Raw genomic sequence first — 25,126 nt, 5'->3', positions numbered from 1 at the left:
GCAGTGCGACCAAGCAGGGAGATAGTACTTCACCATCTCAGTTATGTGCTCGCTAGTATTGCCACTGGTGTTCCATCCGCAGATGGACAATGTCCCCCACAGCGAATTCTTGTAATTCACCGCTCACGTGTTCTCGTACCAGCACATGGCCTTGCTCGTTGACATCAGCAACCACGCCGTGAACCAGCTTCTCTCCCGGCAAGTGCACGCGCACCTCTTGACCCACTGTTGCGCAGGAACGCCTGTAGTCAGCAATCATCTCTGAGTGATGCGTGCGCCACTGATAGGTGCGATTGACCAAGTTATTGATGAGGTTTACCGCTAGGGTTGTCCGGTCACACTCTAGCCCTTGGAGTGCGAGTGACGATGCGTGCGGGACAGGGAGCTCATCCTGCGTCAGGGAGACATTCAGGCCGATTCCCATAATCACGGCGGGATCATCGCCGCCAAAGTCCACACCCTCAGCCAAGATGCCCGACATTTTCTTGTCGTTAATAAGTAGGTCATTGGGCCATTTCAACGTGGCACCGGAGTGAGCTCCCAGCGTATCGACGAGCGCGAGGCCAGCAGCCAAAGATAACGTCCCCACGCACGAGAGGTTCTCAACACCAGGTGCTAACACGACCGACACAATCAGCTGTGACCGTGGGGGCGCCGTGAAGGCGCGCCCCATTCGCCCCTTACCAGCGGTCTGGTATTCGGCGAACAGCGCCCCGAACTCTAGCCTTGCCTTCGGCCTCCCAGACACCTTCTCCGCTAGGTCCGAGTTGGTGGATCCGGTCTCATCCACAACGTCCACAAAGGCACACGGCCCATTACTCACGAGTTGCTCACGCAGACGGTCAACATCCAGCGATTCCCGCCTCGTAGGCCTTGCGTCAGGAGCGGAGTTAGAGATGGGGTCCATGGTGGATATCGTAGTTTCGGGATCGCATGGAAGGGATCTTTGCCACGCTTTCTCCACAGAGAATAAGCCCGCACTATCCATCGCCATTGCACGTCAATCCAACGGCGACACCCCACATCATGGGCGTAGATGATGGCCGGCTTTCTAAGCATGGATGAGAACAAGGTGGTTAGCTGAACATTCACGCACCTGAACACCGCGGCTAACAGACGCGCTCACGACCCCACACGCACATGCGGAGCACCCTCACCCTAAGACCATAGTGCAGCGTAGAGGAGCTTTTTACAGGTTGTGCGCCCTCATCCGAGATGGCAACAGCAGTCATCAGTTGTCACCCCGCACTTGCGAAAGGAGGCAAGCGCAAAATGTGGGATCACTACCGCTTACGCTGGGGCGCCACCCCCAAACTTGGGGGAAGGCCTTAACCCAACAGGCGTTTTCTTTACTGTTCACCCCTTAAGACCACGGATTTTAGTGTGGTTGATCAATAAATCGGCCAAGAGGTCACGAAAATCCGTTTTACCCCCTACACTTATGAGTCATGACTGCCGCAACGATCAATGAAGCAGGTGCTCAGACACCTGATCTGACCACTACCGCTGGAAAGCTCGCCGACCTCCGCGCTCGTCTCGCTGAGACCCAGGCCCCAATGGGCCAGGCTGCTGTGGACAAGATCCACGACAAGGGCAAGAAGACCGCTCGTGAGCGCATCGAATACCTCCTCGACGATGGCTCCTTCGTCGAAATCGACGCCCTTGCGCGTCACCGTTCCAAGAACTTCGGCCTGGACGCTAAACGCCCAGTAACCGATGGTGTTGTCACTGGCTACGGCACCATTGACGGCCGCAAGGTTGTTGTCTTCTCCCAGGACGCTGCTGTTTTCGGTGGCGCACTTGGTGAGGTCTACGGCGAGAAGATCGTCAAGGCAATGGACCTGGCTATCAAGACCGGTGTTCCACTGATCGGCATTAACGAGGGCGCTGGCGCTCGTATCCAGGAGGGCGTTGTTTCCCTCGGCCTGTACGCCAAGATCTTCTACCGCAACACCCTCGCTTCCGGTGTTATCCCACAGATTTCCCTGATCATGGGCGCATGTGCTGGCGGCCACGTTTACTCCCCAGCTCTGACTGACTTCATCATCATGGTGGACAAGACCTCCAAGATGTTCATCACCGGCCCAGACGTCATCAAGACCGTTACCGGCGAGGAAGTTACCCAGGAAGAGCTCGGTGGCGCACACACCCACATGGCTACCTCCGGTACCTCTCACTACACCGCTAACGATGACGCCGACGCTCTTGACTGGGTACGCGATCTCTGTGGCTTCCTGCCATCCAACAACCGCGCAGAAGCTCCACGCGAACCTGCTGAGATCATGCAGGGCTCCATCCAGGACAACATCACCGAGTCCGACCTCGAGCTCGATACTCTGATCCCAGACTCTCCAAACCAGCCATACGACATGAAGGATGTCATCACCCGCGTTGTTGATGATGGTGACTTCTTCGAAATCCAGGAAGACTACGCAGGCAACATCCTCTGTGGTTTCGCTCGCGTTGAGGGCCGCTCCGTCGGTATCGTTGCTAACCAGCCAACCGAGTTCGCAGGCTGCCTCGACATTAAGGCATCTGAGAAGGCTGCACGCTTCGTTCGCACCTGTGACGCTTTCAACATCCCAATCATCGAGTTCGTTGACGTCCCAGGCTTCCTGCCAGGCACCAACCAGGAGTACGACGGCATCATCCGCCGTGGCGCTAAGCTGCTCTACGCTTACTCTGAGGCAACCGTAGGCAAGATCACCGTTATTACCCGTAAGTCCTACGGTGGCGCTTACTGTGTTATGGGATGTAAGGACATGGGCGCAGACATCGTTCTGGCATGGCCTACCGCACAGATTGCAGTTATGGGTGCAGCAGGTGCTGTTGGCTTCATCTACCGCAAGGAGATCAAGCAGCGCGTCGAGGCTGGCGAGGACTTCGCAGTTGTTGCCAAGGAATACGAGAAGGACTACGAGGAAGCGCTCGTTAACCCATACATGGCAGCAGAGCGCGGCCTGGTTGACGCCGTTATCCCACCTTCCGAGACCCGTGGCCAGATCATCGAGGGTCTGCGCCTGCTCGACCGCAAGGTTGTCAACGTACCAGCGAAGAAGCACGGCAACATTCCGCTGTAAGCTTTCTTCCATCGCCCTTTAGTGCGGGGCAGATGCCCCGCACTCCGCTAAAGCAAAGTAGGTACCTATGTCTGACAAGCCTGTAGACAACGTCGAAGCCGAAAAGCCAAAGAAGCCTTTCCTGAGCATTGTCAAGGGAAACCCAGATGATGTTCAGATCGCAACCCTGACCGCACTGTTCGCAACCATGGCCAACAACGCAGCCAATGCTGCGGAGCCAGAGCGCGAGCGCAACCTGTGGGGCAGCGTGGAAGAGCGTCTCAGCCGCCCAACCACGTTCAACCCAACTGCATTCAGGAACGTAAGCTTCTACTAAAGCTCACTAACTTCTGCTAGAAATCGCCACTCCTAAACTCAGGAGTGGCGATTTCGTGTGTTCTACACTAGATGTCATGCGCATTGTTTTAGCTTCTGCATCCGCGTCCAGGCTGTCTATCCTCCGCTCCGCCGGCGTTGAACCGATCATTCATCCGGCCGATGTTGATGAGGACGCTATTATCGCTAAGTCACGCCACTTAGGATCCGAAGAGATTGTGACTCGCTTAGCTGTTGCCAAAGCCGAAGCGGTCGCAGACCAGTATCCAGATGACATCGTCATTGGTGGGGACTCCATGCTGCTGCTGGATGGGCTCCTACAAGGCAAGCCTCATACCGTAGAAAAGGCCATAGAACGCTGGCGAGAGCAACGCGGCAAGCGAGCAGACCTCATCACAGGCCACTGCATCATTGGCCCCTCAGGGCGCCACACAGAGGCCTCCAGCACCGCCGTATACTTCGCCGAGATCACTGATGCGGACATTGAGGCCTACGCTCGTACCGGTGAGCCCCTCCCCTGCGCAGGGGCCTTCACGCTGGAAGCCATAGGTGGGTGGTTTATTGATCGCATCGAAGGCGATCCTTCGTCCGTCATCGGACTATCACTGCCTGTAGTGCGTCGTGCGCTGTACGCCTTGGGCTACAACGCCAGTGACTTCTGGAACGGTAAGCAACTGTCCTAAGCAGCCGTTTCAGCGGGCCCTTGAGAGCTTTTGGCATGATGGGGGTATGACAAAGTTTAACGATATGCTCGCACCCCCACCCGTGAAGCTCCCCCAGGAAGAAGTTCCGTCAGAGATTACTTTTTCCACCGCACTCTCGCATCCTGCGAGCCCACTTGTGTGGGCAACCCTCGCGGAACGTGCAATAGCCACCGCCTCGTCTGATGAAGAAAAGGCCGCAGCATATGGTTTCGCGCGCACCGGTTACCACCGCAGCCTCGACCGGCTCCGTGGCAACGGCTGGAAGGGCTGGGGCCCTGTTCCATTCGAGCACGAGCCCAACCAAGGAGTGCTGCGCGCCATCGCCGCACTAGGTCACGCATCGCAGATGATCGGTGATCAGGAAGAGTACGACCGCATCCGCCAGATGCTTTCCGACGCCGACCCAGCCTGCGTAGCAACGCTGCTCGACGCCTAAAAGGCGCGCACAGGGGTGTGGGGCTCAAGGAAAACCTTGAGCCCCACACCCCTTTTGATCTTGCCGCGGCACAGGCACCGTGGAATTAACAGGCTGGCTGTGCGCGTCGGAAAGAAAACTTTTTAGGCGTTAGCAGCCTCAATGCGTGCGATTGCGACCTCGGCAACCTTCTCCTGGATGCCCATGTCAAGTTCGGAGGTGAAGCCAACGCAGGAGCAGTTGATCTCGCCGAGAACGTAGGTGTCCTCGCCGTTCTCGCCGTCAGCCAACATGAAGTCAGCAGTCCAGATCAGTGGAACGTTATCAGTGTCACCGAGCTTGGAAGCGATCACTGGGCGAGCCTTTTCGAACATCTCGAGCAGCTCTGGCCATGCCTCTGGCTTGTCGTAGGTGTACTTTGCACCAGAGAACAGGGTTGCGGAGAAGTTGTCGCCGCCCTCTGCTGGCTTCTTGTGAACGATGAAGACTGGGTTGTTGCCCACCATGAGAATGCGGATCTCACCCTCGACGATGCGAGGCATGAAGCGCATGTCAACGAGCATGCCGTTGTCACCAATGATGTACTGATCACAGAAGTCCATGAACTCGCCCAACTTGTAATCATGGGTCTTGTTGTCCACAGCCTCGGTGCACTTGAGCTCGGTGTCCAGTGGCAGAGCGGTGCCCGGCTCAACAGAAGCAGCGAGCTCTGGGTCTGCCAGACGTACGCGCCAGATGCCCTCACCGGTGGAACCGCGGTTCTGCTTCAGAACGCGCTCGCCGTATGAAAGGGAGGTTGGGAAGGTGTTGTGGAAATCCTCTACCTCGTAGTAAGCAGCGGTATCTTCTGGAACGAGATCGGTGTCATTGAGCTTAACCAATGCGTCCTTAGCACCGTAAGCCATCATGTCAGCTGGGGTAGACATACCAACCAGACCAGCGTCAGCCAGCTTGGTCAGAAGCTCGAAGTAGCCCTTCTCGCCGCCAGGGATGTTGCCTGGGTTAACACGGGAGATGTAGCCGTCGAAGTTCTCGGAAACGTTCTTGAAGATCTCTTCTGCGTTATCTGGGTGGTAGTAGATGACCTCAGAGTGCCAACCCTGCTCCTTGATCGCATTAACGATCGGCATGGTGTCCTTGCGGTGTCCGTCTGGTCCCTTGTCAGAACCGCCCTCAACCTCGAATACGACGATGCTCTTGTGCACTATGAATCCCTTTCAGTAAGAATTCTTGAAACAAAGGTCTTTTATTTCAAATTGCCTTTTGAAAAATCAGTGCGTCCTTTGGGGAAAACACACTTCCCTGCAGTCAGAGATATTTGCCTCAGCCCGTATGAGACACGCCTTGCAAGTGAAGCACAAGACAAAAGCAAACATCAGTGTCTAGACAGCAAGTAACCGTATTTCAGGGACCAACCAAAATAAGCAGGTAAAGCCAATAGAAAGACAATCAGTTAAAGGTTTTAACCCTACGAAATAGGTCTTCCATAATGATATTTCAGCGAAACCCCGCCCGCATATCTAAAGTGCTGATACGTAACCAATGCCACATGTTATTACCACTAAAATGAGTCAATCCTGATCCGTGAAGCCACGGTTACCTGCGACACTACTACCCCAACCCATATGGCGTTTTCCCTAAATACCCACGTTAACCGCACAAAGCAAGCGAATAAGAGCCCGATCACTTCCACAACTACTTTCGCCCGTGCAGCATCTTAACGGCACAACAAGTACGCCATCACGGGGCTATACGGGGGTAACGGCGCGCCGCCCCACATCCCGGTGCTCAAGATCAGGCCGTGAGCCGGCGCCACATCACGTTCCAAACCCCGAAACCGGAATCCCCACTTGCTACGGATCCAGCATAAAATGGTAAGCCAGTGACACTGGGCCAGCCTCCTAGTCTGGCCATAAGAGCTAACCCCGTTTCGCGCAGAAAGGTAAACGCACACATGGGAGCCCCTTTAGATCCACATCCGCTTTTGCAGGATTACGCTGACCCATCTAGCTTGGTCTCCGCCCAGTGGCTTTCTGCCAGGTTGGGTACGCCAGGGCTCAAGGTCGTTGAATCTGACGAAGACTCACTCTTGTACGATATCGGCCACATTGCAGGCGCCGTACGCATTGACTGGAAGAAAGACCTCAACGATTCAGTAATGAGGGACTACATCTCCAGCGAAGACTTCGCCGAACTCATGAATGAGAAGGGCATCGCTAGGGATGACACGGTCGTGATCTACGGCGATAAGCACAATTGGTGGGCCGCTTTCACTTTCTGGGTATTTAAACTCTTCGGCCACGAGGACGTCCGCCTGCTCAATGGCGGCCGTGATGCATGGATGGCCGAGGAACGCGAAACCTCGTTCATGGTGCCGGACTACCCGTCCGCTAACTACCCAGTAGTTGAGCGCGAAGATGTAAAGATTCGAGCCTTCGTTGAGGATGTGCGCGACGAACGCCCAACCCGCGCAATCCTCGATGTTCGAAGCGTGGAAGAGTATGAAGGACGCGAGACGGAATCCACCCCTACAACGGGGGTACTGAGGCGCGGACATATCCCACATGCGATCAATATCCCATGGGACAATTCCGTACACCCTAATAGCCGGTTCCGCTCCAAAGAAGAGCTAAAAGAGCTGTTCAAAGACGAACTCAGCAAGGACGAAATCATCACTTACTGCCACAGTGGCGAGCGCGCAGCACACGCTTGGTTCGTACTAAAGTACCTGCTAGGGCATGAAAACGTGCGTGCTTACGACGGCTCATGGATCGAGTGGGGCAACATGGTCCGTATGCCAATTACCAAGGCAGACGTCTGATTTACCCCCACGGCTTTGCCCGTTATCCCCAAAAATAAAAAACCAAAGCTAAAAATGCACCCGAAATTCCGCTTTTTTAGCGCCCTAAATGTGTAACAATGTGACATGCCTAATTGCTGAGTTCGTTCGCAAGCGTACACACAGCAACATAATGTCATGGCTCACACTGAGTGGAGATAATTAAATAATTTTTATCCCCACGAGTGAACAAAATGAACCCAGAACCAGGAGAGCTTCAAGTGTCTGTGGAAAACAGGAAGATCACAAAGGTTCTCATCGCTAACCGCGGTGAGATCGCCATCCGCGTTATCCGTGCCGCCCGTGACGCCGGCATCGCAAGCGTGGCTGTCTACGCGGAGCCGGATGCAGATGCACCTTTCGTCTCCATGGCTGACGAGGCATTCGCCCTCGGCGGTCAGAACTCTGCCGAATCCTACCTTGTTGTCGAGAAGATCCTCGATGCAGCTAAGAAGTCCGGCGCTGATGCAATTCACCCAGGTTACGGCTTCCTGTCCGAGAACGCTGACTTCGCTCAGGCTGTTATCGATGCAGGCCTGATCTGGATCGGCCCATCCCCACAGTCCATCCGTGACCTGGGCGACAAGGTTACCGCTCGCCACATCGCAGAGCGCGCAGACGCTCCTATGGCGCCTGGCACCAAGGACCCAGTTAAGGATGCTGACGAAGTAGTCGCATTCGCTGAGGAGCACGGCCTGCCAATCGCCATCAAGGCAGCATTCGGTGGCGGTGGCCGCGGCATGAAGGTTGCTTACAAGATGGAGGAAGTAGCCGAGCTCTACGAATCCGCTACCCGTGAGGCAGTTGCTGCTTTCGGTCGTGGCGAGTGCTTCGTTGAGCGCTACTTGGACAAGGCACGCCACGTTGAGTGCCAGGTCATCGCTGACCAGCACGGCAACGTCGTTGTTGCTGGTACCCGTGACTGCTCCCTGCAGCGTCGTTTCCAGAAGCTGGTTGAGGAAGCTCCAGCACCATTCCTGACCGATGAGCAGCGCACCTCCCTGCACGAGTCCGCAAAGCGCATCTGTAAGGAAGCTGGCTACTACGGTGCAGGCACCGTTGAGTACCTCGTTTCCTCTGACGGCCTGATTTCCTTCCTTGAGGTCAACACCCGTCTGCAGGTGGAACACCCAGTCACCGAAATGACCACCGGCCTTGACCTGGTTCGCGAGCAGTTCCGTATCGCTGAGGGGCACGAGCTCCACATCAAGGAGGATCCAACCCCACGCGGCCACGCTTTCGAGTTCCGTATCAACGGCGAGGACGCAGGCTCCAACTTCATGCCAGCTCCTGGCAAGATCACCAAGTACGTTGAGCCATCCGGCCCTGGTGTTCGTATGGACTCCGGCATTGTTGAGGGCTCCGTCATTGGTGGCCAGTTCGACTCCATGCTTGCGAAGCTGATCGTCTTCGGCGAGACCCGTGAAGAGGCTCTGCAGCGTTCCCGCCGTGCTCTGGCTGAGTACGTTGTTGAGGGCATGCCAACCGTTCTGCCTTTCCACGCACACATCGTTGAGAACCCAGCATTCGTTGGTGACGGCGAGAAGTTCGACGTCTACACCAAGTGGATTGAGGAAGAGTGGGAGAACCCAATTCCTGCTTACGTTGATCCTACTGACGCTGAAGAGGACGAGGCTGCTACCCCATCCCAGAAGGTTGTTGTTGAGATCGACGGCCGCCGCGTAGAGGTTGCTCTGCCAGGCGATCTTGCTCTCGGTGGTGGCGCTGGCCCAGCTAAGAAGAAGGCTAAGAAGCGTCGCGCTGGTGGCGCAAAGGCTGGCGTTTCCGGTGACGCAGTTGCTGCCCCAATGCAGGGTACCGTCATCAAGGTCAACGTTGAAGAGGGCGCAGAGGTTGCTGAAGGCGACGTCGTAGTAGTTCTCGAGGCAATGAAGATGGAGAACCCAGTTAAGGCTCACAAGGCAGGTAAGGTCGAAGGCCTTGCAGTTGCTGCTGGCGAGGGCGTTACCAAGGGCCAGGTTCTGCTTGAGATCAAGTAACCCTTAGGGCAATTGCCTTAAACACCTAAAGGTGGCCACTCATTTTGAGTGGCCACCTTTTCGCATTTCAAAGCTAGTTTGACCCCATTCCCCGAGCCAAACACTATTTCATTGGACTCACTTTAACCCCGCGCGGCCAGGAGGATAGAGATTTCTAATCCCAGCCAAACACCCCCTTAGACCCCAGCTGGGGCTCGCACGCAGCCCTCTGCGGCGTGATTTCAGCCCTTACTCAGATCTTGCCATGCCAAACGCAAGGAAACGCTTGGCAATTTTTGGGAAGGCCGAAGAGTACGCCTAGGAAACCGGAGGGGCGATCGCACGACTAGCTACACCATTTGTGGCCTCCTGTTCCCTACCCCCAGCGCAGTAGGAAGCACTACTCTAAAGCGGCTCTTCCGGTTTTAGAGTGCATTCAGTAGCGCGGCATACATTAGTAAACGAGCCTCTTGCGAGTAAAGATTAAGGGTGTCGAATCCAACCTCTACCGCAAGGGGCTCTACTGATGCAGTCTACTGGCAACCTCATCGCTGACACCATCTGCCGCACCGCAGAACTCGGATTAACCATCACCGGCGCAGCCGACGCAGGGTCTAGAACCATCATTGAGTGCCAAGCCATCGACCCGATCAACGCCTGCCCACAATGCCGCCACGCCGGCGTATTCCGCGACCACACCATACGCACCCTTACCGACCTGCCAATTGTGGGTTTTCCCACCACATTAAAAGTCCGCCTGCCGCGCTACCGGTGCACCAACAACTGCTGTGACCAGAAGTACTTCCGGGCAGGACTAGCCTGTGCCTGCGACCACACTAAAGTTACTGACCGAGTCACCCGCTGGATACTCCAACGCCTGGCTATTGATCGCATGAGCATCTCAGCGACCGCCAAATCTTTAGGTATCGGTTGGGACTTGACCTGCCAGCTAGCCCTAGAGATGTGCCACGAATTGATCTACAACGATCCCCAACACCTGGCAGGGGTCAGTGTTATTGGTGTCGATGAACACAAGTGGTCTCATACCCGGCGCACACACGGCGACGGGTATGTCACCATCATCGTTGATATGACCGGGCACAACCTGCAAGAGTCCACCGCAGACAAAGCACCGGCCCGATTGCTTGATGTTGTCCCAGGCCGTAGCGCTACCGCTTTAAAGCAATGGCTTTATGCTCGTGGCCAAGACTTTCGTGACAAGGTGAAAATCATCAGCATGGACGGGTTCCAAGGCTATGCCAGTGCTGCTGATGAAGTCATCCCCAAAGCCACCAAAGTCATGGACCCGTTCCATGTGGTGCGTCTTGCTGGTGACAAGGTCACCAAGTGTCGCCAGCGGCTGCAGCGTGAAACTACTGGCCGGCGTGGAATATCGACAGATCCGCTGTATCGGAATCGTAAATCCTTGTTGACCCGCACAGCGTTTCTCACCGACAAGCAAAAAGACAGGCTAGAGGCACTGTTCACGTTTGATGATGATTATGCGCCGCTGCAGGAAACGTGGAAGATATACCAGCAGGTCATTGATTGTTATCAAGACGGTGATAAAAGGCGGGGAAAGAAAAACATGCGTGAGCTCATCACCACCCTGGCCAGTTATACCAACACCGGGCTGCCAGAGCTGGCTCAACTCGGGCGAACCCTAGCCAAACGTAGCAAGGACATCCTGGCGTATTTCGACAAAGGCGTATCCAACGGGCCGGTAGAAGCTATCAACGGACGCTTAGAACACCTGCGTGGAATCGCCCTAGGATTCCGTAACCTCACCCACTACATCCTGCGCTGCCTGATCCACTCCGGCCAACTCGCGGACAAGATCAATGCACTCTAAAACCGGAAGAGCCTCTAAAGAGTGTGTCTAGTGCGAGCGGACATAAGAAACCCGACACGAATGGGAATGTTCTTGAGATAAGTCGCACACTGCAACTAGCCACGCCGAGCAACGGATAAAACCCTATTCTTTATACGGAAAATGCGGCCTCCTGTTTTGTTCAGGAGGCCGCATTAACCTTCAGTCTCGTAGTTCTTACATGTAAGAAGAGATGTAAAGAAGCTGTTACACCTGCATCTTTGCTGAATTGTCAAATCCTGACTGTTTCAGCAAAGATGCGGAACCTTGGGTTAGATTCGGCGTCTCATGGATAGGAAGCCTGCGCCTATCAGAGCCATTGCAGCTACTGCCCATGGCGCTAAACCAGATCCACCGGTGTACGGAAGATTGCCAGTCTTAATATCGGCAACCTTCAGGTACAGCTGCGTTTCATCGTTTTCTACTTGCTCGCCGCTAATCAACGTTCCACCGGTATCATCCAACTCAATGGCAGGTCGGCCGGCATCATCGTAATAAAGCCTGAAACGGATCGGGTGGAGCAGCAGGGAGTATCCCTCTGGCGCCTTGGTCTCAATAAGGTGGTAGATTCCTGGTGCCTCGAGTTCAGCGGAGAAGCTCAAACCATCTTCACTCGCCTGTGGAATAATCCTGCTAGCTTCGTCATATTTCACAACATCGTTGTCATCGGCCTTGTAGATCTCAAAACTAGCGCCTGGAAGCTCTAGGTTGCGATCTTCAAAGTCAACCTTGGATATGTTGAGAGTAATGTTCTTAGGGCCTGGGAAATCCACACAATCCGTATCGCTCCTTCCGTTAACGGAAGCTCGGTTCAGCAGGCCATTACCCTCGCCCTCACAGGTTAGGGCATCTGGGTTCCCTGCCAGGGCCTCAGTATCCGGAGTGAACACTACGTCAACCCGGTAGGTCTCACTAGCGCCAGCCTCCAGTGTTCGTGTCTCATCGTTGATGACGTACTCGTTGTTACCGCTACGTTCAACAACCGTAGGTTCTTCAGCTCCAGGCTTAGTAACCGATAGAGATTTCACGGAGAAAGCCTCGTTGAATTCAGGAGTGTCGATGACCTTGCGGTAAGCGGCACGCTCCTCTCCGTCATTCATAACCTTAACGTCGTAAGAAACGAGGTAGGTTCCGTCTTCTCGCGGACCCTCCACATCGATACTATCGATCTCTCCATCTTCGTTAGTGTCTACAACAGTCTTCTCGATCGCGATGTCACAGGAAGCGACAGAGGTGTTGTTATCAATTTCTGGATCGTATTCACTGCCCGAGATGACAATCTTGTTCGAAATACACTGATCCTCAATTTCCGGTTTAATACCAGCACTGATCACAACCGTAACTTGTGGTTCATTCGATCCGCTTGCCCGAGCAGCTAATTCTCCGAACCTAGCCTCCATGACGTTTTGATCCCTAATGGAAGTCAATCTACCTACTGCTGGAGACACTTCAGCAAGGAGTCCATCTGGCTTGACCACAGATTCAACCTTGAAGTCGTTAAATTTAGTTGCATCAAGTTCATCGCGTAGAACGAGACCTGCGGTTCCGTCCGGGCCGTTGTTCCATGCATCAATCTGCCAGTAGATTCGTCCGTTCTCGTTTTTGAGCCACGCCTTCTCAACTGCTAGATCAGCCTCGAATGGTTTCAAGTAACCATTGGACGTACCGTTCGTATTGTATGCCGGAGGAGCAGTTTGCGATACTGTTTGCAATTCAGCGCCTAGCTCACGAGCGTTATTAGCATGCGGATTAGTAATGCGGATGTTAATTACGTCAGAAGACTGCCCAGATGAGCCGGTGCCGAAACCAAGAGTGCCGTCACCATACGTCCAAGCCTTAGACCACTGATGGCCTGTTGGGATCCTTTGGCCTAGTGAGTTCTCCAGGCTGGTGATGTCGAACCTTGTTACTTGACCTGTCTCGAGATTGATGCGCTCAAGGAAAACTTTATTACTTGCATATTCCCCGGCTGGTGGGTCTGAAAGCCAAGTGTTAACGATGCCCCAGGCATACTTCTCCACAGACTCGTCTCCGACAACACCACCAGGACAGGAATCGTCACTACCGTTCGCTCCTCCCAATGGGTAATCGCATCGCGATAGCAAAGCATAGTCTTCCGAGAGAGCAACATATCCATTGTTCTGAGCCGACGAAAGACGGTTAAGACTGGAGTCCTGTTGTGCATTGAAAGAATGCCCAGTCCAAGCTGAGACGTTGTTAATGTCAACCTTGTACAAAGCGCCCGTACCAGAAAGGGATGAGTTAGTAACCCAGTAGTTACCCTCGGAATCGAAGAAACCTACATTGATTCCACCCCAGAGGTCATTACTCCACTGGGCTCCATATTCACCTTGGAAGCCATACCCCTCAGTGTTGTTAGCGGTTGACCCCGAGGCTTTGGTTACTTTGCCGAGATCGTAAACTTCACCGGTAACAGGATGAATCTGAAGTAGATGACCAGCTGGGTAGCACGGATCCTCGTAGAACAACGCCTGCCCGGTATTTATTGCTGTAGATACTTCAGCTCTTTGATCATCTACACCGTCGCGTCCCTGACTAATTGCGTAGAGCCAGTTATCGTTCGGATTGTAGGCCAAAGCGTTTACGATCCAACCTGTACTTTCTCCCACCGGTACGAAATCTTCAGCAAGGTAAGGCTGAATGTAGAGCTGAGATTGGTTGCGTTCCTGCCCCTGAGGAGTGGAGGCCGTGACGTATACCGAAGTTCCTCGGGCTTTTTCCTCATCAGTAAGTTCACGAGGTGCCTGCTTTCCAGTTGGCCAATCTCGGCCGACGCGTGGAATGGACAGATCATCGTAAGCTTGAACTTCGCCATTGAGACCATAGATGTTCAACGGACTTACATCGGTACACACTTTTGGAACGGTACGCTTGAAGTTGTACAGCAAGGCGCCTGGTCCTTCAGGAAAGTATCCTGTGGTCCAGTGTCGTGTATCACTGAAATTATTCCTCATACTAAGTTCGATGACTATCTTTGACCCAGCGGGAATCGTCAATCCACGCGAAATAGCACCATTGACAATACCCACGCCGCCCCAATTGTTGGTGTTGTTTAGGTCAACAGCGTTAATGGGGTATACGTTCCGTCTATCAGGTGTGCTTGAAGTCCGGGCCAAAGTATTTCCATCTGGATCAACAATCGTCATGGTGACTTCCTTGCCGCCATCGACATCGTAGCCATTTTGAGCTTGAGACTGCCAAGCTAGAGCAAACTGCTGATTGTAGGGCGTTAGGATTCCGTCATAGGAAAAATCGTAGCTCACTCTGACCTTGGAGATCCCGTCTCTTTCACCACATGCGGTCATGTAGTAGGTGCCGTCAGGGAATTTGGAATTGTTGGAAGATACCCATTCACGGCCAATATTAGGATCACCGTTGGCACACCAAATGTTGTACGTGTTCTCATGCTCAGCGAGATTAAGTGATGGACGAGCGAAATCTTCGGCAGCACGCGCTGCGAAAGCTCGGCTGGCTCGGCCTTCTTCTAATGTTTCCTCCGCTTCTGAGATAGGTTCGGTTTCAGATTCGGCTTCTGATTCCGCCTCAGATTCTGTTTCGGTTTGAGGCTTGTCAGTTTCTACAGCAACCTCTTCCTCACCTACTTCCTCAGCAGGATCGGCAACCTCGCCGACCATATATACGGTGCCCTCTTGTAGTTGAGGTACAGAAGAGAAAGCTGCTTGAACGGTGATCTGGTCGCCAGGATTTACATCGAGTGGTGAAGACAGGTCATAAGCCAAGGTGCCGCCTGAAAGCGTAACCGCGATTGGAATTTCACCGGTCGCCGGATCCACGTCACCGGTACGACCCCTGCTAACACCATTGATCTTGATGAAGCTGATCGAGTCCTCTGATGTCGCTAGCTCAACACCAATAACGCCTGCAACCTCGACCTTTTTCAGAGACGCTTGCTCCGCTACGGTCACCGTGTAGCTACCATTGTTATCTCCTTCATCAACTAAGGAGACGGTGTTGGATCCAGCTAATGCTAGATCTCTTTCAGCAGCCTGAGTTGGAGCGCTGTAAACAATGATTGCACCGAGTAGAAATAGACTCAGGATCAGCCTAGGAAGCACTTTTATTGCATTAGCTATAGTCATTCGTTTTCACCTGGGTTATTCCTCTTACGTAACATAAATGCGCCAATGGCCGTTAAGGCTAAGCCCAAAATCACTATTGCGATGACACTCGCACCCGTCTCAGCCAGACGCTTAGTTATCGATCGTGAGCCGCTACCCGGAGATTCTCCAGGAGTTATGCTCACGGTTGAAGACTCTTTGGTTTCTCTTTCAGGCTGAGTCGGACGAGGTTTAGGCGACGTTGAAGGTGTCAAAGGCGAATTAGGATTAGAGAAACGAATCTTCGCGTTAACTACACCATCACAGTCACCGTCCAAGGGCACTTGAACCAGAGAGTCCTGCACATAGACCGGTCGATATTTTGTCGACTCTGGTACTTCGGTGCGAATTAGATAGATACCGCTCGGCAAGTTCGTGAACGTTGCGGAGGCATTGGTGTCAGTAATCTGGGTAAACTCGAGATCTTTCTCTAGTTTCCTCAGCTCTTCTACCTTGGTATCTGCGCCAATTGAGCCTTTATCTCGTATGCGCTCCAGCTTGACTGTGAAGCCCTCCCCACTTGGTTCCGGAAGCTTCCCGGCTGGAGTCTCGTCATACGGGTTAGGTTGCGGGATCGATACAGTCACCGAGAATGACTCACACGCTACGGCATTCTCATTTGTTAACGGCTCAGCTAAAGCTGTGGAGGAACCGCACCAGGTTGTCATACCTAACACGGTTAAACATGTGAGCGTGCCACATGCCTTCCGCAATGTATTCATTACTTCTCTTTACTTTAATCTTCTACTGAATCATCAAATTCAGATGAATCAGACGCATCAACTGTCTCGTCCTGACTCTTTTTCGATCGCAAGACGAACCAAGCGATCAATATGACACCGAGCAACGCAAGGGCGCCAAACAAAACCATCCACCAAGGAACACTGAAACCTACCCCCTCGTCCAAGACTGTTGTGTCATCCATTGGGACTCGTTCAGCGTGCACCAAGAGGCGGTGTGAGTTAACACCGTAAGGGGTGCAAGTAATCAAAGTGATTAGGTCCTTGCCCTCATGCTTACCCAGGCCGGTTGCTTCATCTGGCAGCACTACCTCAGTGTCGTATACCTGGTAGCGCATCCTTTCGCCATAGACTTCAACGTAAATCGAGTCGCCTATCTTGACCTCTGTCAGGTTGTCAAACAAAGTCGCATTTTGTAATCCAGTATGCGCAGTTAGAACCGAGTGAGTACTGTCTCCGCCTACAGGCAAATCGGTTCCGAAGAGGTGCCCCACACCGCGTTCCAAGGTGTCTGGCCTAGTTCCGTGGTAGACCGGCAGGTCAACCTCGATTGACGGAATTACCACACGCGCCATTACATCTACGAGATTAAGTTGTTCTAGATAAGCTTTGTATGGCTCATTGTCGTCCGCCAATCTACTGGTCCAAGGATCAAGAATTGGCCCCACTGTGCGGTTGGCGTTGTACTCGCGCGCTTCTGCTAACTCCGCCTTGATTTCAGTGGGATCTAGCTCCTTGACTAGATCAGCGTACTCATGAGCTGCTTGTTGCTGTACATGGTTGTTCCAAAGAGTTGAACCAATTGGGTACAACAAAATTGCAACACCGAGAAGAACTAATATAAGCGGCACACCAAATCGCTTGAACCAAGATTCTCCCTGGTTTTTAGCTGCTGCCTTTTCTGCAACCGCTATGGAAGATCCCGAACCGCCCATATCGACGATCTCGGATTCGTCCGTACCCGTCGCAGCGCTGTTTTGCCTAGCGCTGCGACCTCGGTGGCGATTGATGGCATGCTTACCTGAATTGGTGTGCCGCTTAGTCATTAGTTACTCCGTGTTTTTGTTAAGCGCGACCGGAATTACGCTTAGCTGCGAACAGACCGCCGGCAATGATCAGAGAGCCGAGCAGGCCGAAGATTGCAATACCTGCACCACCGGTGAGAGGCAGCTTCGGCTTAGCCTCAATGTTGACTACCTCTTCTTCTACGACCAGATTCACACCTTCTACATCGAAGGTTTCAAGGGTGTTCTCGCTAGAGTAGCTGGTTAGAACGCCATTTTCGTCGTACTCGAATCGCTCGGTAGCAGTCTGGACACCACCCAGAGTTACCTGGAATGGGATTGGCTCCTGGCGGAGTTCGTATCCCTCAGGGGCCTTAGTCTCCACGAGGCAGTAGTTGGTAGGATCAACATCCGCATTATTCTCAACGTCGTTTACGTGGAGGCCATCAATGACGATGGTGCCGTCGTTGTTGGTGTCACGATAGGTATTTCCATCGACGTTATCCGCACCTTCGGTGGTGGAAACAACGGTGATAGGATCGCCGGTTACTTCAGCTTCCTCGTCGGTAATGGTGCATCGGTAAACCTGGAACTCGGCGCCGTCCAGACGGTCGCCGTTTTCGTTGGTCTTAGCGATGTTTACACGGCCCCATGCGGAGACAGTGGTGTTGGTCTCCTGGCTTCCTTCAGGCTCTTCTGGAGGGGTTGTTGGTGGGTTATCTGGGTCAGGCAGCAGAGTACCTTCACCAGTGCCGGTGTTCTTGAATACGGTTGCTTGGTTAGGTACAACAGCTGCTCCGTTTACCTTAGCGTTGAAGGAAAGCACAGCGGTTGCCTGGGAATTGGCAGCCTTGGCAGCAGCGATCTTCTCCAGACCCTGTGGAGTTGCAACTACAGTGAGCTTGTCTTGGCCAGTTTCAGTCTCAGTGATCCATACAACCAGGTCACCGGCAGCCTCTGTCAGTACCGCATCGCCTGCAGTTACCTGAACACCAGCGGTGTCAGCGGTGAGTTCCAACGCAGGGTCGAGTGTGTCGAAGAAGCCAAAATCAACCAGCTGATTGTCGCCACTTGCTGCTGGGATCGATGCGCTGACCTCGAAGTTTACCAAGTCACCAGCTTGGACGTCAGCATCAGTTACGGTCTTTTCGTTTTCATCGACCGAGTTCTTAGGGAATACGTAGACTGCGTACTTATCCCCTTCTTCAATCCAGGAACTCTGATCCACAGGGTTGGTGGTTGGTACGAAAACGATGGAAGGCTTCGCAGCCTTGTACTCCTTGCCATCTGCTGCTACGGAGTCAGTTTCTGTCAGAAGGTAAGCACCGACTTCAAGGTTGTCGAAGTCAATCTTGCCTTCTGCATTCGTTTCACCTGAGATTGCCTCACCAAGTCGATCCGCGGAAATTTCAGATGGGTTCAAAGCTGCAGCAGCTTCAAGGCCCTCGTTAGTTGAGAAATCAACACCGTTGATTTTCTGGAGGGTAAAACCGATACCCGCGAGAGGGTTAGCACCCTGTGGTGGGGTGTTAGTACCGTCGGCTGCCTGGGCAGGTACAGCGTCATCGTACTTGGTCAGGTGAATGACACCGAGTTTGTTCTGATCAACAAGAGGAGCCGGCAGGGCCTCCTGCGCAACGGCAGGAACAATGGTAGCCGTTACAACGCCTGTTCCAGCGAGGGCGCCACTGGCGGCGACTACCGCTGCAAGCTTTTGAAACTTTTTCATTTTAGGAAGTCTCCTATTTTGCAAAAGGAATAGGGAGGCATCAGATCAGTCGACGCAGCAAGAGCGATTCCAAACGCACTTTCCGAGTGCTCACTCTGTGCATTTGAGGTATCCAAAATCCTGAATCACGCCGTTAGGACAGAACGCGGTTAGGATCGAATTGGCCCTCATTTCCAAAAGAGGTAGCACCTTTTCGCGAGGTTACGCAGTTTTCTCCATCTTTCTCTGTCTGAGCTTTTGAGAATGAACACGTGAGGTATCGAGAAACTAAACCAATCGTGCTTCAACTTCGATTCCAATCGGAAAGAAAGTCTCCGAAGTTGATCTGATGATAACCTTCCCCCCCCCCCCGCGCACAAGCCTTTCCCCCCAAAACATATCTTCAACCGCCCCCGTTTGAGATCTCCACCATAAAACTTGATTGAGCGCAATATTTTAGGCTATTGGGTGCCATCTTCCTTGCTGAATGTACTTGCGTAACCTTTCCCTAACACAGGTCTTCTCCCACGGGAATACGACTACATTGAACCGACTGAATCCGTCTCTAGTCCCACAAGAGCACAAGAATTTTCGCCGAGATTGGCAGGGGTCTCCACCTCGGACTGATAACTATTTGAGACCTTTCACGCGTTGTGCCAACAAGCCTGATCACTAGCTATTCCGATTTTTGAATTTCTTCGACTAGCCTTGTGGGCGATGGGGATCGTGATTGTCTTATTAATCACCGGTATCTGAACACCTCTCCGTAACTTGGGCTGGAAAAACCGGTAACCAGCTAATCGGAGGTTTTTATGCATCCACGCAGTAGACTAAGCCAACCCCAGCGTGAGAAAGTTGTTGAGTCGTTCGAGCATGGTTACAGTTCGAGATCGGCAGTACAGCGTATTGAAGGTAAGCGTAATGCTGTGCGTGAGCTTGAAGATCGTTAGTACTTCTGCACACATCATCGCTGGCTGTGTCTTGTGAACAAGCCTCTCAAAAGTAGTATTTCAATGAGCGAAGATGATGCATCAACGGCAAGCGCCGTAGCCGAAATACATCTTTGAAAGATGAACTGCCATGTGTGATGCGTCTCTGGGGTTCCTTTAGCTTGGGCATCCCAACAGCGTGGAGGCTTAAAGAACAAAAGCAGGCCACACCAGCCACCACTGCGCAGGCCAATCGTATATTGGACGAGCTCGCACTCCTCGTAGGGAAGAGTGAATGTGTATGGCGGGAAAAAATAAAGCTAGCATCCCTTGGGCTTGCGCCATCAAGGTTGCTAGCTATGCATCTGTATTTGCAAAAGAGAGACGGTGATCCCGTGCCGTTGCGCGATCACCAACGCCGCCACATGGTGGCAGCGACGCTGACCGTCTAGTCCTTCGCATACCCACCATCGCCCTAACGCAGAATTCCATCCGTAGATGCGGAGAACTCAGGCTTGGGTGACGGTGAGCTAGCGAAGATGTACGAGTTGGATTCGTGCGTTTCTTAGCCCAGATCGTCGTGCTGCACCAGCTGGCGGGCAGCCTCGGTGATAGACCCTGACAGGGATGGGTACACGGAGAAGGACTCCGCCAGATCGCGCACGGTCAGGCGATTGTTGACGGCAACGGAGATAGGGTAAATCAGCTCCGAAGCAGTTGGAGCCACAACCACGCCACCAATGACGATGCCGGAGTTCTTACGGCAGTAGAGCTTCACAAAACCGTGGCGCAAGGAACGCATCTTCGCGCGTGGGTTCGTGATCAGAGGCAACATGATGGAGCGTGCGGAGTACTCACCGGACTCAACCTGCGCCTGGGTAACACCCACGGAAGCAATTTCTGGTCGGGTGAACACTGCAGTCGCTACTGTCTTCAGGCGGATTGGGGACACACCTTCACCCAGAGCGTGGTACATCGCGATACGGCCCTGCATAGCGGCCACGGAAGCCAGTGGGAAGAGGTTAGAGCAGTCACCTGCAGAATAGACGCCCGGCACGGAGGTGCGGGAAACGCGGTCCACCTTGATGTGACCGGACTCCTCAGTCTCAACGCCAACGGTTTCAAGGTTCAGGTCCGCGGTGTTAGGGATGGAACCGATGGACATCAGCGCGTGGGAGCCGAAGATCTCGCGGCCATCTGAGGTCCGTACCACTACGCCGCCGTCGTCGGTGCGCTTGACTGAGTCCACACGGGCGTGCTTCTCAAGGGAGACGCCACGCTCAGCAAGAACGGTCTCCAATACGTCCGCGGCATCGGCGTCATCGTGAGGGAGGATGCGGTCGCGGGAAGCAACCATGGTTACCTTCACACCCAGCTCAGCGAAAGCAGACACAAACTCAGCACCGGTAACACCAGAACCCACAACAATGAGGTGCTCAGGAAGCTCGGTGATGTTGTAGATCTGGCGCCACGTCAGGATGCGCTCGCCGTCGGGCTGCGCATCTGGAAGAACACGAGGCGTTGCGCCGGTAGCAACCAAAACAAGATCACACTCGATGGTCTCTTCGCTGCCGTCGTTGTGGGTGACCTTGATGTAGTGGGTGTTCTGCTTAGGAGTGTAGTCATCGAATCGAGCGTGGCCATCAATGATCTTGATGTGCTTACGCTCTAGCTGCTTACGAATATCACTGCTCTGGCCGGCGGCTAGCTCACGAACACGAGCGTTAAGCGCGGTGATCTCGAGGAAGGCTTCACCAATACCCTTGTTCAGGCCCATGTCATCAGCGCGGCGAAGGTCAGTCTTGATGTTCGCACCCGCGATGAAAGATTTGGAAGGAACACAGTCATCAACAACCGCAGAACCGCCTAGGCCTTTGTCCTCGATCAGGATGATCTCTGCATCGTGCTTATCTGCGGCAAGTGCGGCTTCGTAACCTGCTGGGCCGCCACCGATAATGACAATTCGTGTGCTGCGGGTTGGCATATTCCTCCAATGGAAGCTATTACTTCTTCAGTCTTTTCAAAAATCCAGCAACAAGTCTAGGCTAAACGCAGGCATTTCGCCCACTTCTGGTAGCAAAGTAACACACGGTCACGCTGTGTTTACTAGGTTACGTTGGAATCCTCAGGTTGATCGAGGAGGTTAATGCCCCTTGAGAAAAACCGGATCCTGAGGCGTCTGTCGCTGATCCGCAGGAGTGAATTCCTCTTGATAGCGGGCAGCAATAGCACCAAAGAGGTTGATCCCTACAGCCAAGCAACGCTCGTCCGCACGCATGTCAGCCTTGTGCAGGTCGCCTGCCTCACCCTTGCCGTCCCAGCAGCCCAAGCGTGCCATGGAGCCCGGAACGTGTTCCAAATACCATGAGAAATCCTCGCCGCCTGAGGATTGTGGGGCTTGGATGACCGCGTTGGGGCCTAGGGTCCTGGCTGCGTCGGCAAGCATGGCCGTGGCCACATCATCATTGATCACCGGTGGGACACCGCGGGTGTAGGTGATGTGGTGCTGGCAACCGGTAGGCGCCAGGATTTGGGCGATCAGTTCCTCCATCAACGGCTGAATGTTGCGCCATACGGTGATGTCACCGGTGCGGATGGTGCCGTGGACGCTGCCCTCCTCCGGGATAGCATTGGCGGCGTAACCTGCGTTGATAGAACCAAAGACCATGACGGTGGCACTCATAGGAGCAACACGGCGGGACAGCAGCGCTGGCATGTCAGTCACGATCTTGGACAGCGCGTAGACCACATCCTGGGTGAGATGTGGGCGGGCACTGTGCCCGCCTTTGCCCGTGACGCGAACCTCTATCACGTCGCCAGCAGAGGTGATGGCACCCGTGCGCACACCGATTTGGCCCACCTTCATTTTCGGTTCAGCATGTACCGCAAAAATGGAGCTCACGCCCTCCAAGGCGCCGGCCGCAATAACCTCCGGCGCTCCTCCGTCCATGATTTCCTCAGCGGGTTGGAAGATGACTCGGACACCATGGCTAAGGTCTGCGGAAGCGAGCGCACAGGCAAGCCCCAACGCGATGGTGGTGTGCACATCATGGCCACAGGCGTGCATGACCCCCGCGTTCTTCGAGGAAAACGGCTCACCGGAGTGCTCGGTAATGGGCAGAGCATCCATATCCGCACGGAAGGCAATGCGCTCTGGAGTATCCGGGCCAATGTCCACCATCAAGCCTGTGCTGGGGAATAGTGTGGGCTCGAGACCGTAGGAGCGCAGGGTTTGGGCCACGAACTTGGTGGTCTCAAACTCCATGTGGGAAAGCTCTGGGTTCTCGTGAATGTGCCGACGCCACCCGATGATTTCATCGTTGTGGTCCGCAACCCATTTCCGTACATGATCCAGAACCGAATGAGGCACTGCCTTTTCACAACCTTCTCTACTTAGTCACCACTGGCGTGCTATGCACGATGGTGTTCCTCTTGACACTACGCAGCGTTCACAGCGAACTTTTCATGTTGGCGTGAGCGTGTCAAGACAATTTATTCTGCGCGTAGTCCACATCTCATCCTAGTAACGCTGGACGAAAAACCACCATTAACCGGCATTCTCATTCGCCTTTGGGGAATAAATGGGTCTCTAGCGTTCACAATGCGCCAAGTCGGTTCCCCATCTCGGTGTGGTCTACTACGCTTAAGTGAAAACAGACACAGGAGAATTGCCCGCGATATATGCTTATTCCCTCTGTTGGTTCGTTTCCCATAACCTCGAGCCTGTGATCGCGCGCAAGAAAGGTAGGCTACTGTGAATTTGCGTTTTGGCACTGCTGGTATGCGTGCTCCTGTGGGGCCTGCCGATCACCAGATGAATGTGACCACCGTGACACGGATTACTGCTGGTGTAGCACGGTGGTTAGCCGACCAGGCGGCCCAGTCCCCTACCGTGCACTCCCCTGGTTTACCTCAGGATGCTGGCCCTGGTATCGGCTCAGGTTTCCACGCTGATGACCCGGCCCTACGAGTGGTAGTGGGCTTTGATAACCGCTATGGGTCCTACGCTTTCGCAACCACCGCGGCGGAGGTGTTCGCCGGAGCTGGCTTTGAAGTGTTCTTGATGCCTTCGCCCACCCCTACGCCAATGGTTCCGTGGCTGGTTCGGCAATGGGATCTAGACGGCGGGGTGCAGATTACTGCGTCGCATAATCCGGCAGCAGACAATGGGTACAAGGTGTACGCCTCGGACGGGCGACTGCTAGGCGATGAAGGCGCGCTGGAAATTGAACGCCTCATAGACGATTGTTGCCCAACCACAGACATTCCACGCGTGTTCGTCCGTCCAGCACCTGACCAGTTGCGGCGCTACGTTGATGATGTGATCTCTCTGGTGGCGCCTCATCAGGCGGACTTGTTACGAGTGAATAATGAGCGCGCGAACATCCGCATCGCACTCACCGCCATGCACGGGGTGGGTGGCCGGGCCATCATGCAGACTCTGCAGGCTGCAGGCTTCGCCCACATCTTCCCCGTCACCGAACAGCACTATCCTGATCCAACGTTCCCCACGGTCGATTACCCCAACCCTGAGGAACCAGCCGCGGTGGCAAGAGTGCTTTCTTTGGGTAACGAAGTGGATGCCGATATTGTCATTGCTCTGGATCCCGATGCTGACCGCTGCGCGGTCGGCGTACGTTCTAGCAGCGGAGAGCTGTTCATGCTCCGCGGAGACGAGACGGGTGCACTACTGGCAACCCGCCTGGTTCCGAAATTCACGGGCGAGGGTGAACGCCCCATTGTGTCTACCACATACGTGTCCACCCAACTCCTGCCCACTATCGCCAAGGATCGCGGCTGGGATCTGCGCCATACATTCACTGGATTTAAAAACCTCATGTCCGCCGCTGGTGATCGCACCGTAGCTTTTGCCACTGAGGAAGCTGTTGGCATTGCCCCAGCCCCACACTTGGTGGATGACAAAGACGGTATAGCCACAGCTCTTGTAGCCTGCGCTTGGGCTGCCGAGCTTAAAGGCCGCGGTTTGACCTTGGCGGATGAGCTAGACGCCCTGCACCGCGCTTACGGGTACTTTGTGGGTAAGCAGATTTCTGTCCGTACGGTAGATCCCAACGAGCTCATCACCGCCTGGGCTCATGCCCTGCCGGAGGAAATGGATAACGCGAAGCTTGACATCAGTACCCTTGCGGACGCCGCGGGATACTCGGCGCTGAAAGGCATCGTGATCAGGGCTTCACACGCCGATGGTGAGGTGCGCGTTATTGCTCGCCCTTCTGGCACTGAGAAGAAGGCCAAGTTCTATGTGGAAGTAAACAACCACGATTCCAAGGAGCGCGCACGCCAGCTACTCATGCGCGTGTGCACCCAAGTTGAGGCATTGATCAAACAGCTCTAACGGCACGACGTGGCCCCATATGGGTACGAAACCGCTGTAGCAAGCATG

The 25,126-nt window shown here is 54.0% G+C and carries 16 protein-coding genes; 8 read left to right on the top strand and 8 right to left on the bottom strand.

Annotated elements, in window-relative coordinates; genetic code table 11:
- Positions 1 to 52: 52 nt before the first annotated feature.
- On the bottom strand, positions 53 to 907 hold the full coding sequence (locus ACXM2N_RS02480; protein ID WP_458489693.1) for a biotin--[acetyl-CoA-carboxylase] ligase: 855 nt from the start codon (positions 905 to 907) through the stop codon (positions 53 to 55).
- A gap of 541 nt (positions 908 to 1,448) precedes the next feature.
- Between ACXM2N_RS02480 and ACXM2N_RS02475 the strand changes: the two genes are divergently transcribed.
- From ACXM2N_RS02475 to ACXM2N_RS02460, 4 genes are all read left to right on the top strand, one after another.
- Positions 1,449 to 3,080: an acyl-CoA carboxylase subunit beta gene (locus ACXM2N_RS02475; RefSeq protein ID WP_458489691.1), complete on the top strand. Its 1,632-nt coding sequence runs from the start codon at positions 1,449 to 1,451 to the stop codon at positions 3,078 to 3,080.
- A 67-nt stretch (positions 3,081 to 3,147) separates the two neighbouring features.
- Complete coding sequence (locus ACXM2N_RS02470; protein ID WP_458489689.1) at positions 3,148 to 3,396, top strand: acyl-CoA carboxylase subunit epsilon; 249 nt, start codon at positions 3,148 to 3,150, stop codon at positions 3,394 to 3,396.
- 76 nt (positions 3,397 to 3,472) lie between these two features.
- Positions 3,473 to 4,078 (top strand): Maf family protein, encoded by a 606-nt coding sequence (locus tag ACXM2N_RS02465; RefSeq protein ID WP_458489687.1) that lies wholly within the window; start codon positions 3,473 to 3,475, stop codon positions 4,076 to 4,078.
- A gap of 46 nt (positions 4,079 to 4,124) precedes the next feature.
- The gene (locus ACXM2N_RS02460) at positions 4,125 to 4,535 is read left to right on the top strand and encodes a DUF3151 domain-containing protein (protein WP_458489685.1); all 411 of its coding nucleotides are present in this window, start codon (positions 4,125 to 4,127) and stop codon (positions 4,533 to 4,535) included.
- Positions 4,536 to 4,657: 122 nt separating this feature from the next.
- Here ACXM2N_RS02460 and ACXM2N_RS02455 read toward each other — a convergent pair whose 3' ends face one another.
- Positions 4,658 to 5,719: a Cj0069 family protein gene (locus ACXM2N_RS02455; RefSeq protein ID WP_458489683.1), complete on the bottom strand. Its 1,062-nt coding sequence runs from the start codon at positions 5,717 to 5,719 to the stop codon at positions 4,658 to 4,660.
- 749 nt (positions 5,720 to 6,468) lie between these two features.
- Between ACXM2N_RS02455 and ACXM2N_RS02450 the strand changes: the two genes are divergently transcribed.
- From ACXM2N_RS02450 to ACXM2N_RS02440, 3 genes are all read left to right on the top strand, one after another.
- Entirely contained in the window at positions 6,469 to 7,335 is an 867-nt protein-coding gene (locus tag ACXM2N_RS02450; RefSeq protein ID WP_458489681.1) for a sulfurtransferase, read from the top strand.
- Between the two features lie 239 nt (positions 7,336 to 7,574).
- Positions 7,575 to 9,353, top strand: coding sequence for an acetyl/propionyl/methylcrotonyl-CoA carboxylase subunit alpha (locus tag ACXM2N_RS02445; protein ID WP_458490963.1), 1,779 nt, complete (start codon positions 7,575 to 7,577; stop codon positions 9,351 to 9,353).
- A gap of 505 nt (positions 9,354 to 9,858) precedes the next feature.
- A complete protein-coding gene (locus tag ACXM2N_RS02440) occupies positions 9,859 to 11,184 on the top strand; it encodes an ISL3 family transposase (protein ID WP_458489679.1) in 1,326 nt (441 codons plus the stop codon).
- 290 nt (positions 11,185 to 11,474) lie between these two features.
- Here ACXM2N_RS02440 and ACXM2N_RS02435 read toward each other — a convergent pair whose 3' ends face one another.
- The 6 genes from ACXM2N_RS02435 to ACXM2N_RS02410 form a co-directional block, all read right to left on the bottom strand.
- Positions 11,475 to 15,323, bottom strand: a complete 3,849-nt coding sequence (locus ACXM2N_RS02435; protein ID WP_458489677.1) for a DUF6923 family protein — start codon at positions 15,321 to 15,323, stop codon at positions 11,475 to 11,477.
- Positions 15,320 to 16,063, bottom strand: coding sequence for an LPXTG cell wall anchor domain-containing protein (locus tag ACXM2N_RS02430; RefSeq protein WP_458489675.1), 744 nt, complete (start codon positions 16,061 to 16,063; stop codon positions 15,320 to 15,322). The genes ACXM2N_RS02435 and ACXM2N_RS02430 overlap by 4 nt, the downstream gene beginning before the upstream one ends.
- A 14-nt stretch (positions 16,064 to 16,077) precedes the next feature.
- Complete coding sequence (locus ACXM2N_RS02425) at positions 16,078 to 17,127, bottom strand: class C sortase (RefSeq protein ID WP_458489673.1); 1,050 nt, start codon at positions 17,125 to 17,127, stop codon at positions 16,078 to 16,080.
- A gap of 19 nt (positions 17,128 to 17,146) precedes the next feature.
- Entirely contained in the window at positions 17,147 to 18,814 is a 1,668-nt protein-coding gene (locus ACXM2N_RS02420; RefSeq protein WP_458489671.1) for a SpaH/EbpB family LPXTG-anchored major pilin, read from the bottom strand.
- 1,473 nt (positions 18,815 to 20,287) lie between these two features.
- Positions 20,288 to 21,706 (bottom strand): NAD(P)H-quinone dehydrogenase, encoded by a 1,419-nt coding sequence (locus tag ACXM2N_RS02415; protein WP_458489669.1) that lies wholly within the window; start codon positions 21,704 to 21,706, stop codon positions 20,288 to 20,290.
- A gap of 159 nt (positions 21,707 to 21,865) precedes the next feature.
- Positions 21,866 to 23,092, bottom strand: a complete 1,227-nt coding sequence (locus ACXM2N_RS02410) for an amidohydrolase (protein ID WP_458489667.1) — start codon at positions 23,090 to 23,092, stop codon at positions 21,866 to 21,868.
- A gap of 384 nt (positions 23,093 to 23,476) precedes the next feature.
- On the opposite strand from ACXM2N_RS02410, the gene ACXM2N_RS02405 reads away from it, so the two are divergent.
- On the top strand, positions 23,477 to 25,078 hold the full coding sequence (locus ACXM2N_RS02405; protein ID WP_458489665.1) for a phospho-sugar mutase: 1,602 nt from the start codon (positions 23,477 to 23,479) through the stop codon (positions 25,076 to 25,078).
- The last annotated feature ends 48 nt before the right edge of the window (positions 25,079 to 25,126 follow it).

It is taken from the genome of Corynebacterium sp. ZY180755 (assembly GCF_054331495.1).
This window is presented reverse-complemented; position numbering and strand designations above follow the sequence as displayed.

Excerpts from the sequence above, each read along its gene's own strand:
- ACXM2N_RS02425 (WP_458489673.1), bottom strand. The coding sequence starts at position 17,127 with ATGACTAAGCGGCACACCAATTCAGGTAAGCATGCCATCAATCGCCAC.
- ACXM2N_RS02465 (WP_458489687.1), top strand. The coding sequence starts at position 3,473 with ATGCGCATTGTTTTAGCTTCTGCATCCGCGTCCAGGCTGTCTATCCTC.
- ACXM2N_RS02475 (WP_458489691.1), top strand. The coding sequence starts at position 1,449 with ATGACTGCCGCAACGATCAATGAAGCAGGTGCTCAGACACCTGATCTG.
- ACXM2N_RS02430 (WP_458489675.1), bottom strand. The coding sequence starts at position 16,063 with ATGAATACATTGCGGAAGGCATGTGGCACGCTCACATGTTTAACCGTG.
- ACXM2N_RS02415 (WP_458489669.1), bottom strand. The coding sequence starts at position 21,706 with ATGCCAACCCGCAGCACACGAATTGTCATTATCGGTGGCGGCCCAGCA.
- ACXM2N_RS02450 (WP_458489681.1), top strand. The coding sequence starts at position 6,469 with ATGGGAGCCCCTTTAGATCCACATCCGCTTTTGCAGGATTACGCTGAC.
- ACXM2N_RS02435 (WP_458489677.1), bottom strand. The coding sequence starts at position 15,323 with ATGACTATAGCTAATGCAATAAAAGTGCTTCCTAGGCTGATCCTGAGT.
- ACXM2N_RS02480 (WP_458489693.1), bottom strand. The coding sequence starts at position 907 with ATGGACCCCATCTCTAACTCCGCTCCTGACGCAAGGCCTACGAGGCGG.
- ACXM2N_RS02470 (WP_458489689.1), top strand. The coding sequence starts at position 3,148 with ATGTCTGACAAGCCTGTAGACAACGTCGAAGCCGAAAAGCCAAAGAAG.
- ACXM2N_RS02420 (WP_458489671.1), bottom strand. The coding sequence starts at position 18,814 with ATGAAAAAGTTTCAAAAGCTTGCAGCGGTAGTCGCCGCCAGTGGCGCC.
- ACXM2N_RS02440 (WP_458489679.1), top strand. The coding sequence starts at position 9,859 with ATGCAGTCTACTGGCAACCTCATCGCTGACACCATCTGCCGCACCGCA.
- ACXM2N_RS02460 (WP_458489685.1), top strand. The coding sequence starts at position 4,125 with ATGACAAAGTTTAACGATATGCTCGCACCCCCACCCGTGAAGCTCCCC.